The organism is Clostridium intestinale DSM 6191 (assembly GCF_900130055.1).
Classification (GTDB): domain Bacteria; phylum Bacillota; class Clostridia; order Clostridiales; family Clostridiaceae; genus Clostridium_T; species Clostridium_T intestinale.
Window position 1 is genome coordinate 41,140 of record NZ_FQXU01000014.1, and the last position, 14,469, is coordinate 55,608.

A 14,469-nucleotide genomic window follows, 5' to 3' on the forward strand; every position below is an offset into this window, starting at 1 on the left:
ATTTATACTTTAAAGATAGAATGTTAAAAAATTCTTTAGTAGCTTCCACTAAATATAATCGAATTGATTTAATAGCTAAATTTAGATTATAATCATCAATATATTGGGATGATTATAAGGAGAGAAATATGAAGCTAAAAGTGCTAGTAGATAATAATACATATATTGATCAATATTATTGTGGAGAACCAGCGGTATCATATTACATTGAAGATGAAGGTATTAGATTATTATTTGATTTAGGATATTCAGAGTTATTTATCAAAAATTCTAAGGCACTAGGTATAGATTTAAGTGATTTGGACCATATAGTAATTTCCCATGGACATGATGATCATACTGGTGGATTAAAACATTATTTTGAAGAAAATAATAAAGATAAAATAACTATTACAGCACATCCAGATGCTTTTAACGAAAAATCTTTAGGCAATATTAAAATCTGTTCACCTATTTTAAAGGAAGACTTAAAAGAAAAGTGTAATCTGAACTTATCAAAGGAACCAGTTAAGCTTAGTGAAAATATAACTTTCTTAGGAGAGATACCACAAATGAATTCCTTTGAATCTAGAAAGTTAATCGGGAAACAGGTAGTTGATAATGAATTAATTGATGATTATGTGGTTGATGATAGTGCAATTGTTTATAAAAATAAGAAGGGAATATTTATAATTACAGGATGTTCCCATAGTGGGATATGTAATATTATTGAGTATGCCAAAAAAGTCTGTAAAGATGATAGAGTTCTAGGGGTAATAGGTGGGTTCCATCTATTCGAGGTAAATGAGCAAGTTAGAAATACAATTGATTACTTAAATGAGAATAATATTAATGAATTATATCCTTGTCATTGTACTTCTTTTGAGGTTAGAGCAGAAATGTATAGGAGTTTGCCAGTGAAGGAAGTAGGTGTAGGGTTAGAATTAATTTGGTGAGAAAAAGAAATAGATTAGAGTTGCATCCTTCTATTTAAATATTTTGTTCAAAACAGTATAATATATAATTATAGATATAAAGTATATATAAATGAGAAAGGATAAGAAGATGAATAAGAAAATACTAACGATGGAATTATTAGAGGGTATATATGGGGTATGCAGATTAGATAAAAATGAGTTAATTCCTAATTGGGCACAAAATGGGGATTTTTTTTCTATAACAAGAACAGCTGATGAGTTATCAATAGTTTGTAGTGAAGAGTTCATTCCTTCTGATGTAAAGTGTGAAGGGGATTGGAGAATTCTTAAAATCAAGGGTCCGTTAGTTTTTTCTTTAGTAGGAATACTGGCATCTATCAGTACAATTTTGGCTCAAAAGGGCATAACCATATTTGCGATTTCTACTTATGATACAGATTATATCCTTGTTAAAAACAAAGATATAGATAATACTGTAGAAGCCCTTGTTAATGAAAGATATGAAGTTATTTGTTAGTTATACCACATTGAAAAGCTGAAGTATTAAAATTGCTTTAGCTTTTTATTTTTATAAAACAATACAGAACCATTCTATATACTTGAGCTAAATTATATTAAAGAAATATAATATTATTGTATAGGAGGTGATATTGGTGAAGGAAAATAAGTATGATGATGATAACTTTTTTAATAAATATAAGGATATGGATCGTTCAAAGAAAGGGCTTGAAGGTGCTGGAGAATGGCATGAGCTGAAGAAGATGTTGCCTGACTTTGAGGGAAAAAGGATTTTAGATTTAGGATGTGGCTTTGGATGGCACTGTAGATATGCAATTGATAATGGAGCAAAATTAGCTGTTGGTGTTGATATTTCACAGAGGATGTTAGATGAAGCTAAGAACAAAACTAATGATAATAAAGTACAGTATATTTGTATGCCGATAGAAGATATAGATTTTCAAGATAATTCTTTCGATGTAGTTATAAGTTCCTTGGCTTTACATTATATTAAATCCTTTGAAGATATTTTAGCTAAGATAGATAAATATATTCCAAGTGGTGGAGAATTTATATTTTCCGTAGAACATCCTATATTTACTGCAAGTGGTGAACAGGATTGGTATTATGATGATGAAGGTAATGCTATTCACTGGCCGGTTGATAGGTATTTTTATGAAGGTTCACGTAGAGCAAAGTTTTTAGGAGAAGAGGTAATAAAGTATCATAAGACTTTAACAACCTACATTAATTGTCTTATAAACTCAGGCTTTGAGATAACTGGAGTTACTGAGCCAAAACCAGAGGAGAGGATGCTTGAAAGAGTTCCTGGAATGCTAGAGGAATTGCGTAGACCTATGATGCTGATTATATCTTCAAGGAAAAAATAATTAAGTGAAACAGTACTGAATTAATTGGTACTGTTTTTATTTTGAAATTTTGTGCAAAGTATACTTTATAAATAATGCAAAGTATACTATACTAAAATTGTAAAGCGAACTTTGCAAGGAGGAGACTAATGAAGACTAGAATTCAGGAACTTAGAAAAAAGCATAAAATGTCGCAAGAAGAATTAGCTATGGCGGTTGGAGTTACAAGGCAGACTATTACATCATTAGAAGGTGAAAAGTATACAGCTTCTTTAATTCTAGCCTATAAAATAGCTAAAAATTTTGGGCTTACGATAGAAGAAGTATTTGATTTTTCGGAAGTGGAGGAAGTGTAAAGATGGAAAAATTTAAAAATGTGTTAAATAAGAGAATTGTTGTTATGAATACTTTTAATCTTTTAGCTGTTAGTTTTATAGCTTTATCAAATATTTATAGGTCTACTATTTATACAAAAAATGTTGATATAGCTGATATGATTCATGGTTTTCAACTAGGAATATTTGTTGGGTTAGAGTTTATGATGGTTATGTTTGTTTTTAGATATAGAAAAGCACTTAAGAGTGAAACGGAACTTAAAAAATTATATATTGAAGAAATGGATGAGAGAAGAAAGCTTATTAAAGATAAAATAGGCGGGACAGGACTTAATATTTGTTTAGGTGGAATTGCAACAGCAACTATTATTTCTGGATTTTTTAATGAAATAGTATTTTTGTCATTAATGGGAGCATTGATTTTTATGGCATCAGTAAAGGGAATTTTAAAAGTTTATTATAGAAATAAATTTTAGGACATTAAGAAAAAATAAGCTTGAAGTAAGTGAACTTCAAGCTTTATTTTTTATATAGAAGTTTTGATTTTTTTTTATTAAAAGGGACTGCTAGAAGCCCTAAAAGTGCAATTAATGAGGTTATTAAAAATGATTTATTGTATACTTTATTACTTTCATCATTTTTAATTATGGTTGCTTCATCTAAAATTTTATATATCTCATTTGCTTGAACTTTAAACTTCTTTTGAATTATTATTTTCGTTGTATCTGACGCAGAAGCAAGTAGTGGTTGCTCCTGTGCCAAAATCAATTCATCCACAGCTTCTTTTGAAAAAGATCTGTTTTCAGTAGAACTTGATGATGATATTTTGCTAGTAATTATATCTTTAACTTGCTTCTCTAATACTTGATTACTATTAATATTATCAATAATTCTTGATTTTGTATTATCAATAGCTTGAGCACTATAATGGCTACTTAGGGTTGATACTAAAGCTATAGCTATGCAGGCAGTGAGTTGTCTGAAGCTGTTTAATATACCAGAGGCAATTCCATTTTTATTTTCTGATATTTCTTCAAAGGCACTTTGATATAGAGGAGTAGTAGCCCCTAGACCAATTCCTACTAAGATAAATGAGCTATAAATTATTTTTAGGTTATTTGAACTGTTCATGAAAAAGAACATAAAGTCTCCTAGAGAAACTAATAATATAGCAAGTGTAGAAGTTACCCTAGCTCCAAATTTCATTGCTATAAGCCCAAAAACAGGAGACATAAAAAAGGAAATACCACTTATGATTCCAATAATAGCGCCTGATTTTAGAACACTATAACCTAACTGATTTTCTAAATAGAAATTCATAAGGTAGGAAATAGGCATATAAGCAAAAAATACAACTCCTATTATTATAACTGATGAAGTAAAGCTTTTTGTCTTAAAAAGTTTAAACTCTATCATAGGATTTTTAGATTTAAGTTCGTATAAAACAAATGCAATTAAAGAAATTGAAGAGGTAATTATTAAAGTCATTATTTTTGAGCTAGCCCATCCATAATCATTTCCTTTTACTAAAAAGAAGGTTAGTGCTCCTATTCCATAACTTATGAGAAGTGAGCCGAGAATGTCTATATTCTTTTCTATTGTTTTATCATAGGATTCCTTAAGATATAGTGTTCCAAACAATAAGGAGATAATAATAAATGGTATATTTACGTAGAATATTGATTTAAATCCTAAAAATTCATTTAAAATGCCACCTAATATTGGACCGGAGGCCGCAGAAATAGAAATGATCATACCTACTATAACAGCTAATTTTGACATTGCATCTTTACCAAAAATCTCTATACCTAGAGGAATTGCTAAAGGAGTCAAGATGGCTGCCCCTATGCCTTGAATAATTCTAAAAATTATTATCATAGAAAGTGAAGTTGATAGACCGCATAACATTGAAGATATACCAAAAACTAAAAGACCAATTACAAATAGTTTTTTTCGTCCAAAGATATCTGCAAGTTTAGAGAAGTTTATTAAAAGTGCAGAGAAAGGAATTAAGTAAGCTGTGCTAACCCAAGAGATTCCTGTAATATCTGTGTTAAAGTATTCAGCCATAGAGGGCAAGGACACATTTACTATAGTTGCATCCAATACTGTTAGAAAGCATGCAATTGCTAGTGATATAAATGCTAAGGTTTTTTCTTTTTTATTCATAATTATATCCTCCTAAATATGAAATAGAGTTCATATTCATATAATATATCTTTGAAAATAGAAAGTCAATATATGAAACAAATTTCATATTCACTTTAATTTGACTTTTTATTAGCTATCTTTTACTATTAAGTTAGGTGATGAATATGGAGAAAAAAACTAGAATACCAACGCAAAAAAGGGCATTAGAAAAGTACAATAAAATAATAGATGCTGCTTATAAGCTTTTTAATGAAAAAGGTTATTATAATACAACTACAGCAGATATATCAAAAGAAGCAGGAGTAGCAACTGGTTCCGTTTATGCTTATTTTAATGATAAAAAGGAAATTTATATTAAGGTTATTGAAAAAATTAATGATAATTTTAATTATCCCACGCGTACATTTTGGCAAGAAAATACAGATAAAGGATTTGATAATCCAGAAACGGTAAAAGATCTATTTAAATTATTTATAAAGATGGTGATGGATTATCATGATTTTTCTAAAATCTTTCACGATGAGATGAATGCGTTAGCTCTTTTAGATGAGGACATAGCTAAAGTTGTTAATGATCAACTTGATAATAGAGTAATTAGGACACGAGAGGTGTTTGAGGCTTTATCAATACCAACTAAAAGTAAAGAAGATGAAGAAATATTTATATACTATGTATTATTATTGATAGACGATGTATGTCATAAAATTCTTTATGGGGATGATGTGATAAATGTGGATTTATACATTGATAAATGTGTAAGCATGATATATACGTTGTTTGAAAGTTCTATAGATTATAAAAGAATAGAAAAGTCTTAATATTCTTAAACCTACATATTGGTGCAAGGAATATCGGACTTATAGTTTATATTTCCTTTAAGATGAGTATGAAAGGGGAGATGGATTTGGGTTGGATAGAGAGAATGAATGCTGCTTTAGAATATATAGAAGAAAATATTCAAGGCGAGATTATTTATTCAGAAATTGCAAAAAGAGCTTATTGTTCCGAATATCATTTTTCTAGAATGTTTTCGGCAATTAGTGGAATAGCTTTATCAGAATACATAAGGCGTAGAAGATTGACTCTTGCTGCATTTGAAATTCAAAAAACTGATATACGTATACTAGATATAGCTGTTAAATATGGATATGAATCTGGGGACTCATTTTCAAGAGCATTTCAAAAAACTCATGGTATAAAACCTTCAGAGGCACGTAATTCAGGAGCTCAATTAAAAGCCTTTCCAAAAATCTCTTTTCAAATATCTATAAAGGGAGATAAGGAAATGGAGTATAGAATTGAGAATATTGATTTCGAGATTAGAATAGTAGGGAAGAAAGAGTTAGTAAAAACCAATAGAGCCTTTAAGACTATACCTACTCTTTGGAGCAAATCAAAAAAAGAAGGTTTTACTCAAAGATTAATTGATATGTCATGGGAAAATCCTAAATGTAAAATGGAAGGTCTACTTGGAGTTTGTGGAAAAGAAGCTGCTATTATGGATGATGAATTTGAGTATTTTATGGGAGTAAGGTATACGGAAGATAAACAAGAAGACTTGGAAGAACTTATAATTCCATCAAGCACTTGGGCAGTTTTCCCTAATATCGTGGAAGCATGGAAGAGATTATATTCTGAATGGATTCCTACATCAGGTTATGAACTTGGGAATCTTCCATGTATAGAATGTTATTATGGAGCTGGTCATAAGCCAAGGCATGAACTTTGGGTACCTGTTGTACCTAAATAATTATCAATACGAATGACTCACCTGCCTTTTTAGAGAAGTGGCGCTAGCCACTTTTTTTATAGTCAATAAGCCTATACTTACCTTTTCCCAGTCTTTCTAAAAGCTTTTTTTCAACAAGACTTTTTAATATTCTTTGTATCTGACGTGTACTAATATTAAAGGTTAACGCTATATCTCCCATATGTTCAATTACTTTATCAGTATAATTTAGTTTAAAATATTCAAAAATACGGTCTTCTAATGAAGAACTATATTTATTATCAGTAGAAGAGTGGTTCATTTTATCAGCAAGGGACTTAATTATGAATCTTAAAAAACTATTGTCATTTTGTAAAATATTTTTATATTTATGAAAAGAGATCCCAATGCAATATACATCACTAAGTGCTTCTACATAATTTTGTGAAATGGTGTAACCTGCGAATTCCATATCACCAAGTGCGCAGAAATCATTTTGTTTATGAATTGAGTAAATCATACCATTATCAAGTATTGAATAAATTCGTATAGAACCGCTTACTAGAAAAAGAAAATAATTCAAAGGATTTATTGAGTTAACAATAGTTTCTCCTTTTTTATATTCAAATAAGAAAAACTCTAGGTTAGGAGTATCAAATAATGACAGTATATTATATTTATTTAGGTACTCATTTAATTTTTCTTGGGATTTGATTGTTTTCATATAATACCTCCATTTTGTATATGATTATGACACGTGTCACAACTAAAAGCAATTTAAATTGATATTATATTTTTGGAGGCGGTGAAAAATATGGAAAATGAAGTGTTTGAGAAATTTAGTGTTCCTAAAGCTGTACTTACACTTGCAATCCCTACGATGTTGGGACAACTATCAACTATAATATATAATGTTACAGATACATATTTTGTATCATTAACTAATGATGAGTATCAGATTGCTGCTGTTACTTTGGCATTGCCAGTATCATTGATAATTATGTCATTAGGAGCTGTATTTGGTTATGGGGGAAGTAGCTATATATCTCGTTTGTTAGGACAAAAAGAAGATGAAAAAATAAAAAATGTATCTGCTTTTTGTGTTTATAGTGGTTTAATATTATGTTTATTAGTATTAATTGTGGGTATTGTAGGGTTAAAGCCCATAACTTATTTGACTGGTGCAGGGGATGAAAACTTTATTCATACTTATAACTATTTGAAAATCATCATACTTGGAGCGCCATTCATATTTTACAGTAATATGCTGATTCATATAATTCGTTCTACAGGTATGGCAAAAGAAGCGTCTATGGGACTAATAATTGGAACAGTAACTAATATTATTTTAGATTATATATTTATTGTGCCCTTAAGTATGGGGGTAGCAGGAGCAGCCTTAGCAACTATTATTGGAAATATTATGAATGTATTATACTATTTATATCTTTTTGGCAGAAAGAAATTAGTTTTATCTATTTCTCCTAAGTATTTTAAAATATCCAAGGAAATAGTGTCTAATGTAATAGGGGTTGGTATACCTGGTGCTATGGTAACTGTACTGCTATCAATTTCAAACATTATACTTAATAATACTATCTCAACCTATGGATCAATAGTAATTGCAGCTTATGGAATTGCAAGCAAGGTGAACTCTTTTGCAGTAATGCTAACTGTTGGTTTGGCTCAGGGGGTAGCACCCTTAATTGGATACTATTATGGTGCCAAGAATTACAAGAAATTGAAGGAAACTATTAGATTTACTACAGGAGTTTCTATTACAATGGGGTTATGTTTTACTATTATATTCATATTAGCTAGAAATACTATAGCGGCATTATTTATAAAAGATGCTGAATTTATTGGTGTCACAACTACTTTTTTATGTATCATTACATTGTCTAATCCTATACTAGGTATAAGCAATCTTGTTAATGCTATGTTTCAGGCAGTAGGAAAACCTATGCAGTCCTTGATGATTACATTATCTAGACAATTAATAGTATTTATCCCGGTTCTAATTATTACTAGTAAACTTTTTGGAGTAAATGCGGTTATTGGCTCTCAAGTGATATCTGATGTTATTGTTACTGTTATTTCCTTTTTGCTATATAAAAAGTTTATTTCATCAAATTTAGTTAATGAAAATATGGTTGTAGAAGCGTAATTCTATACAAATAATTTTCTAGTATTTTCATAACATTATTATGGAGCTGGTCATAAGCTAAGACGTGAACTTTGGGTACCAGTTATAGCTAAAAAATGAGGTCATGCTTTATAAAGGCATGACCTTAAGTATTTATAGACTATTTGTTTTTAATTATGATTTTGAATTCATCTAGATTTATTTTGTATTCTGTAAGCATTTCTATAACTGTGTCTCTAAAAGAATTTTGAGGAGATTTTTTCTCAAGCGGTTGGATGTTTTTTACGATTTTATTACTATTTTTATTTGATCTGTATTGCTTTGTTAGGATTGCTGCAGTTTTTACAAGTAAGTCGTCCCAGTCTTCAACTAAAACATTGTGATTGTGAAGTGTAAATCCTTTAGGATCTTTTAGTGAAAAGTCTTTATATATTTCTATTTGTTCTTCTGTGGTAGCTTGAGAGGGAGAAGTTTCTTTAGCAGTATTTACTGATTCCTCTTTAATTTCATTAGTTATGCTTGCTGCTTTAGAAACTTCAGTAGGAGCTTCTTTTCTCATATTGCTTTCATATTCATCTTGCATCCAACTAACATAGTTGTTTATGTTTTGAACAACGTCGTAGATAGCTATTGCAGTATCTCTATGCTCCTGGCTTGTTGTAAATTCTCTGTTCTTTTTGATTATTTCACTTGACCTATCTTCAATGTAGTTTATAGTATCTTCTAAAATATCAGCTAAATTGTTAAGACCATTTTGAATCTCTATAGACATAGTTGGAAAATTCTCTATTAGATATTTAACAGTATCTCCTTCAAATAAGGATAGATTCCTTCTTTGAGATAAACTTTTTTTCTGAGAAAAGCTTGGCTCAATTTCTTTAACTTCTACTTTAGGTTCTGGCATAATAGGCACCTCTTTTTCTTTAATTTCATTTCTTTTTAAAAATCCCATTAATTAATAACCTCCTGTTTTGTAAATTAAATATTTGTATACTACTTTATCAATAGTATAAGTTTGTACATATACATGAGTACTCACAAAGTGGTCTATTTATTTCTTAAATATAAAAGATTTGAGAAGAAACTAGTTTGTCTATACTTATAATTGTATTTATAATGTTACTGCAATACAATAGCAATATGTGAAAAATGTGGAATTTTGGAGGGGTAAAAATGATTAAGAAGGTATTGGCATTTTGTGTAAGGGAAAAAGAGAATAAATATGAGATTTTAGTGTTAAGTAAGATAAATGGAAAAGGAACTGAGGTTCCAGGCGGATCTGTAGAAGAGGGGGAATCTTTAGAGGAGTCTGTGAAAAGAGAATTGTTTGAAGAAACAGGAATAGATGTTATAAAAGATATACATCATATTTTAACTATTCCATTTCATGCAAAATGGAGAGGAGAGTGGCAAGAAAGAAATATATTTAAAGTAGAGCTTAAAGATAATATAAAAGATGAGTGGGTACATGAAATTTCAGATGGTGTAGAGGATAAAGGTAAAAAAGCTAAAATTTATTGGCTGGATAGTGAAGTAGCGAAAACAGAATTGTTATGGGGGCAAGGAGCTTTTATTGAAGAGATTTTGAAGAAGTAGCTTATTTATATGATGAACAAATGGAAGAATATAAATTTTTATTTTATGAATTAGAGTGCATAATTTCTGAAAAAATTAATAGACAAAAAATACTAAAAATAAACATAAAATTACAAATTTTTATTGATGAAAAAAAGATGATATTATATAATAATATATATCAGAATAAACGGAAACTGGGATCTATATACTTATTTGGGCACTTTGTATATAGGGAGTTAGTAGTGCAACCGGCCAAATTTTTATATTTGGTCGGTTTTTTTATTTTTACAGAGGGAGAGTTGAGAATGATTAAGCGTAAAGTAAAATTAATGACAATCATAATTATGACATCAGTTATTTATAGTAGTGTTAATACATATACGGCTAAAGCTGAGGGAAGTAAAGATATGGTCAAAAATGGTGGATATAGACCATATACTGAATGGGCTAATAATACCACCGGAGGTATTGTTAGAAAGACTTTGTTAAAAGTCTATGCTAAAGATGGTGAAACTATAAATCTAGGTTCTAGTGTTTATCAAAATTCAGCTACTGATATTTTAGTAAGAGATCCTAGTGGAAACTCTAAGGGGTATGACGTAACTAGTGCAGGTAAGGGTTACATAAGTTCTGTTGATAAAGAAAAAGCAGGAGTAAAGACGAGCAGTAATCCTAATGGATATGATCCTATAACTATACAGGTTAACCAAACTGGAATATGGGAAGTAGAGTTTTATGGTTCAGGAGGTCCGTCTGCTGCATCATCAAATGGAAACAAACTAAAATATGTGACAGATGATTTTGTCGCTAACCAAGCAAATACAATAGGGGCTTGGGATATAACTGTAATGGATTCAAATAGTAATCCTGTAACAGGAAGAGTATTTACTTCATACATAGCGCTATTTATGGGGGCAAATGCCTCAAATCGTACTGAAAAAATCCTGAATTCTGATTTTTATGTACTAACTAAAGATGGATATCAATATAAAACTTCAATGAACGGTATAGATCCAAATGGTTTTATATTTTTCTCAGGAAATAGGGGAATAATAGATAAAACCAACAATTTAACTTTATATCATTCAGCAAAATATACTAATAACGAGTTATCTGCAGTTGAGGGAAATATTTCAGTTCAAAACCCTTTAGCTCCAGATACTGAAACTGATATTACACATTATGTGTTTTTTAATCCACCAAGTAGTGACTTGCCACAAAATATTATGCCAACAACTGCTATAGCACCATTGGCTGCTACAAATTTAAATTTTACAGGGGTAGCAGGATTAGGAAATCAATCAGAATTAAAAGCAGGGGGAATATTTACATTTAATGTTGCGAAGAAAAGCAGTTACAAATTAATTATACATAAATATAAAACTGGTGAGGATATCACTAAGAATGACTGGACTTTTGATTCCACAGTAGACAGAGTAATTGAGAATACTTCAGTATCAGGAATTAATACTGTTATATGGGATGGTAAAGATGCTTCAGGAAACTATTGCACATCAGGAAATTATTCAGTTAGATTAATGACAAAGGGGGGAGAGTATCACTTCCCTATGCTGGATGCCGAATATAATCCTTTTGGAATTAAGGTAGAGTTACTGAATCCACCTGGAAGTTTCCCTTCTGGAACAAATAAGAATACAGTATATTACAATGAAAGCAATTATACGGCAGCTAACGGCACAACTGTTTCACTTGGAGCTTCAGGAACTACAAGTAATCCTATAAGTGCATTACTTGGTATAGACAGTAGTAATGGAGCATACAAGTACACCACATCATATGGAGATTGGAAGGCTGTTGATACTTGGACATACTTCCCAGGAGATTCAACTTATTTATCTTTCTCAATAGATACAAATATAACTGAGAAGGGGATTGTAAGTGGTTATGTATTTAATGATATGAATTCTGATAAGGCTTTTAATGGAGAACCAGGTCTCAAAGGGATTTCAGTTTCATTAAAAAACAGTAGTGGAACTGAGATTGCAAGAACTACAACAGATGCAACTGGGTTATATGTTTTTAACAATATACCACAAAATTCTGTTAATAAATATAAAGTAGTAGTTAATGCACCAGCTTCATATACTTCAGGTTCGAATTCATGTACTACTGGGAATTCAACACAGGATGTTCTATTAAACTCAAACTCCGTAATTGCAGCTAATGTAGGATATCATGTTACTACTGATTTACAAATAAGTAACGTAGTTAGCCAAGCACCATATATAAAAAATCGTAATATAACATATACCTTAACAGCAAAAAATAATAGTAACATAGATGCTAATAATGTAGTTGTTAATGATTCACTACCTGCTGGCTTAGAATATGTAAGCAGTAGCTCAGATAATTATGATTCTAATATAGGGGTATGGGAGATTGGGAAATTATCTGCTGGAGAAACAAAAACTCTGACCATAACAGCTAAAATAAAGGATCTTTTAACTCTACCAGCAATAATTACAAATACTGCAAAGATTAGTTGTATTGAACCTGAATCTAATACATCTAACAATACAAGTTCTGTAGTTATAAATTCTATTAGTGAAAACTCTAGACCTAGCATTGGCAATTATAATAAGACAATAGATGAAGATACAGTATTAAATGATAGAGTCATAGGAAGTGATTCTGACGGGGATGCATTAACTTATGAAAAGGACTCGAATCCTTCACATGGATCAGTAAGCGTAAACTCGGATGGTAGTTATACCTATACTCCAAATTCAAATTATAATGGATCAGATAGTTTTTCTATTAAAGTAAGTGATGGATATGGTGGAATATCAACGTCAATAGTAAACATAACTATAAATCCAGTAAATGATGCGCCTACAGTATCAAATTTAAGTAAAACTGGAGACGAAGACACTGATATAACCTTTGGGAATACAGATTTTTCAAGTAAGTTTTCAGATATAGATAATGATACTTTGAATAAAGTAAAGATAGCTACATTACCATCGAATGGTGTTCTGAAACTTAATGGAAATATAGTAAGCGTAGGAAACGAAATATTAGCAAGTGATTTATCAAAATTAGTATTTACGCCAAGTGAAAATTGGAGTGGAAATACAAGCTTTGAATGGAATGGTAGTGATGGAACAGCTTATGCAGAATTAAATGGAAGAGTAGATATTACTGTAAATCCACTAAATGACGTTCCAGTTGCAATAAATGATTTAAAAACAATAGATGAAGATACTTCAATAGATATAGATGTTTTAGCTAATGATAGTGATATAGATAGAGATACATTAGAAGTAACGGCTGTAACTCAAGGATCACATGGAACAGTAGCAATAAACAATGATGGAACAGTAAGATATACACCAAGTGAAAATTATTATGGACCAGATAGTTTTACCTACACAATAAGCGATGGTAAAGGTGGAACAGCTACAGCAACAGTATACATAACTGTTAGTACTGTAAATGATATTCCAGTAGCTAACAATGATTCAATAACAATAAATGAAGATACTTCAATAGATATCAATGTTTTAGCTAATGATAGTGATGTAGACAGAGATACATTAGAAGTAACAGCTGTAACTCAAGGATCACATGGAGCAGTAACAATAAACAATGATGGAACAGTAAAATATACTCCAAATGTAAACTATAATGGGGTAGATAGTTTTACTTACACAATAAGTGATGGTAAAGGTGGTACCGCTACGGCAGTTGTAAATGTAACTGTAAATCCAGTAAATGATGCTCCAGTAGTAGCTGTTATAAGTAAAACAGGACCAGAAGATACTAACATAACATTTAACTCCTTAGATTTTACAAGTAAGTTTTTTGATGTAGATGGAGACAATTTAGCTGTAGCAAAGATAGTTACATTACCAACTAATGGAGTTTTAAAACTAGATGGAGTCTTAGTAACTATTGGGCAACAAATACCAGTAACTAACTTATCAAAATTAACATTTACTCCAAATTTAAATTGGAATGGAAGTACAAGTTTTGAGTGGAATGGTAGTGATGGAACTGCTTATGCAGTATTAAACGGAAGAGTAGATATAACCATAACTCCAGTGAATGACACTCCAACAGTAGCAAATCTAAGCAAAACAGGACTAGAGGATACTGATATAACTTTTGACCTTGTGGATTTTACAAGTAAGTTTTCAGACATAGATAACGACTCGTTGAATAAAGTAAAGATAGCTACATTACCATCGAATGGGGTTCTGAAACTTAATGGAAGCATAATAAATGTAGGAGATGAAATATTAGC

The 14,469-nt window shown here is 30.5% G+C and carries 13 protein-coding genes and 1 riboswitch; of the genes, 10 read left to right on the plus strand and 3 right to left on the minus strand.

The window, feature by feature from the left end:
• The first annotated feature begins 128 nt into the window (after positions 1-128).
• The 5 genes from BUA92_RS18705 (at position 129) to BUA92_RS18725 (ending at position 3,095) form a co-directional block, all read left to right on the plus strand.
• A complete protein-coding gene (locus tag BUA92_RS18705; RefSeq protein WP_073022196.1) occupies positions 129-935 on the plus strand; it encodes an MBL fold metallo-hydrolase in 807 nt (268 codons plus the stop codon).
• A gap of 109 nt (positions 936-1,044) precedes the next feature.
• Positions 1,045-1,434: an ACT domain-containing protein gene (locus BUA92_RS18710; protein WP_073022197.1), complete on the plus strand. Its 390-nt coding sequence runs from the start codon at positions 1,045-1,047 to the stop codon at positions 1,432-1,434.
• Positions 1,435-1,570: 136 nt separating this feature from the next.
• The gene (locus BUA92_RS18715) at positions 1,571-2,305 is read left to right on the plus strand and encodes a class I SAM-dependent methyltransferase (RefSeq protein WP_073022198.1); all 735 of its coding nucleotides are present in this window, start codon (positions 1,571-1,573) and stop codon (positions 2,303-2,305) included.
• 128 nt (positions 2,306-2,433) lie between these two features.
• Positions 2,434-2,640, plus strand: a complete 207-nt coding sequence (locus BUA92_RS18720; RefSeq protein WP_021803743.1) for a helix-turn-helix transcriptional regulator — start codon at positions 2,434-2,436, stop codon at positions 2,638-2,640.
• A 2-nt stretch (positions 2,641-2,642) separates the two neighbouring features.
• Positions 2,643-3,095 (plus strand): hypothetical protein, encoded by a 453-nt coding sequence (locus BUA92_RS18725; RefSeq protein ID WP_073022199.1) that lies wholly within the window; start codon positions 2,643-2,645, stop codon positions 3,093-3,095.
• Between the two features lie 43 nt (positions 3,096-3,138).
• Here BUA92_RS18725 and BUA92_RS18730 read toward each other — a convergent pair whose 3' ends face one another.
• Positions 3,139-4,788, minus strand: coding sequence for a DHA2 family efflux MFS transporter permease subunit (locus BUA92_RS18730; protein WP_073022200.1), 1,650 nt, complete (start codon positions 4,786-4,788; stop codon positions 3,139-3,141).
• Positions 4,789-4,934: 146 nt separating this feature from the next.
• On the opposite strand from BUA92_RS18730, the gene BUA92_RS18735 reads away from it, so the two are divergent.
• Positions 4,935-5,588 (plus strand): TetR/AcrR family transcriptional regulator, encoded by a 654-nt coding sequence (locus tag BUA92_RS18735; protein WP_073022201.1) that lies wholly within the window; start codon positions 4,935-4,937, stop codon positions 5,586-5,588.
• Between the two features lie 80 nt (positions 5,589-5,668).
• On the plus strand, positions 5,669-6,520 hold the full coding sequence (locus tag BUA92_RS18740) for an AraC family transcriptional regulator (protein ID WP_341413348.1): 852 nt from the start codon (positions 5,669-5,671) through the stop codon (positions 6,518-6,520).
• A 43-nt stretch (positions 6,521-6,563) separates the two neighbouring features.
• Here the strand turns inward: BUA92_RS18740 and BUA92_RS18745 are convergent, their stop codons facing one another.
• Positions 6,564-7,202, minus strand: a complete 639-nt coding sequence (locus tag BUA92_RS18745; protein WP_073022203.1) for a Crp/Fnr family transcriptional regulator — start codon at positions 7,200-7,202, stop codon at positions 6,564-6,566.
• A 90-nt stretch (positions 7,203-7,292) separates the two neighbouring features.
• Between BUA92_RS18745 and BUA92_RS18750 the strand changes: the two genes are divergently transcribed.
• Complete coding sequence (locus BUA92_RS18750) at positions 7,293-8,645, plus strand: MATE family efflux transporter (protein WP_073022204.1); 1,353 nt, start codon at positions 7,293-7,295, stop codon at positions 8,643-8,645.
• A gap of 139 nt (positions 8,646-8,784) precedes the next feature.
• On the opposite strand, the gene BUA92_RS18755 is transcribed toward BUA92_RS18750, so the two are convergent.
• Complete coding sequence (locus BUA92_RS18755; RefSeq protein WP_073022205.1) at positions 8,785-9,576, minus strand: hypothetical protein; 792 nt, start codon at positions 9,574-9,576, stop codon at positions 8,785-8,787.
• Positions 9,577-9,797: 221 nt separating this feature from the next.
• Here BUA92_RS18755 and BUA92_RS18760 point away from each other — a divergent pair, with 221 nt between their 5' ends.
• Both BUA92_RS18760 and BUA92_RS23405 read left to right on the plus strand, forming a co-directional pair.
• Entirely contained in the window at positions 9,798-10,220 is a 423-nt protein-coding gene (locus BUA92_RS18760; RefSeq protein ID WP_073022206.1) for an NUDIX domain-containing protein, read from the plus strand.
• A 162-nt stretch (positions 10,221-10,382) separates the two neighbouring features.
• A riboswitch (cyclic di-GMP riboswitch) is annotated at positions 10,383-10,465 on the plus strand.
• 42 nt (positions 10,466-10,507) lie between these two features.
• Positions 10,508-14,469, plus strand: a 3,962-nt coding sequence (locus BUA92_RS23405) for a tandem-95 repeat protein (RefSeq protein ID WP_073022207.1), incomplete at its 3' end; no start/stop codon positions are given.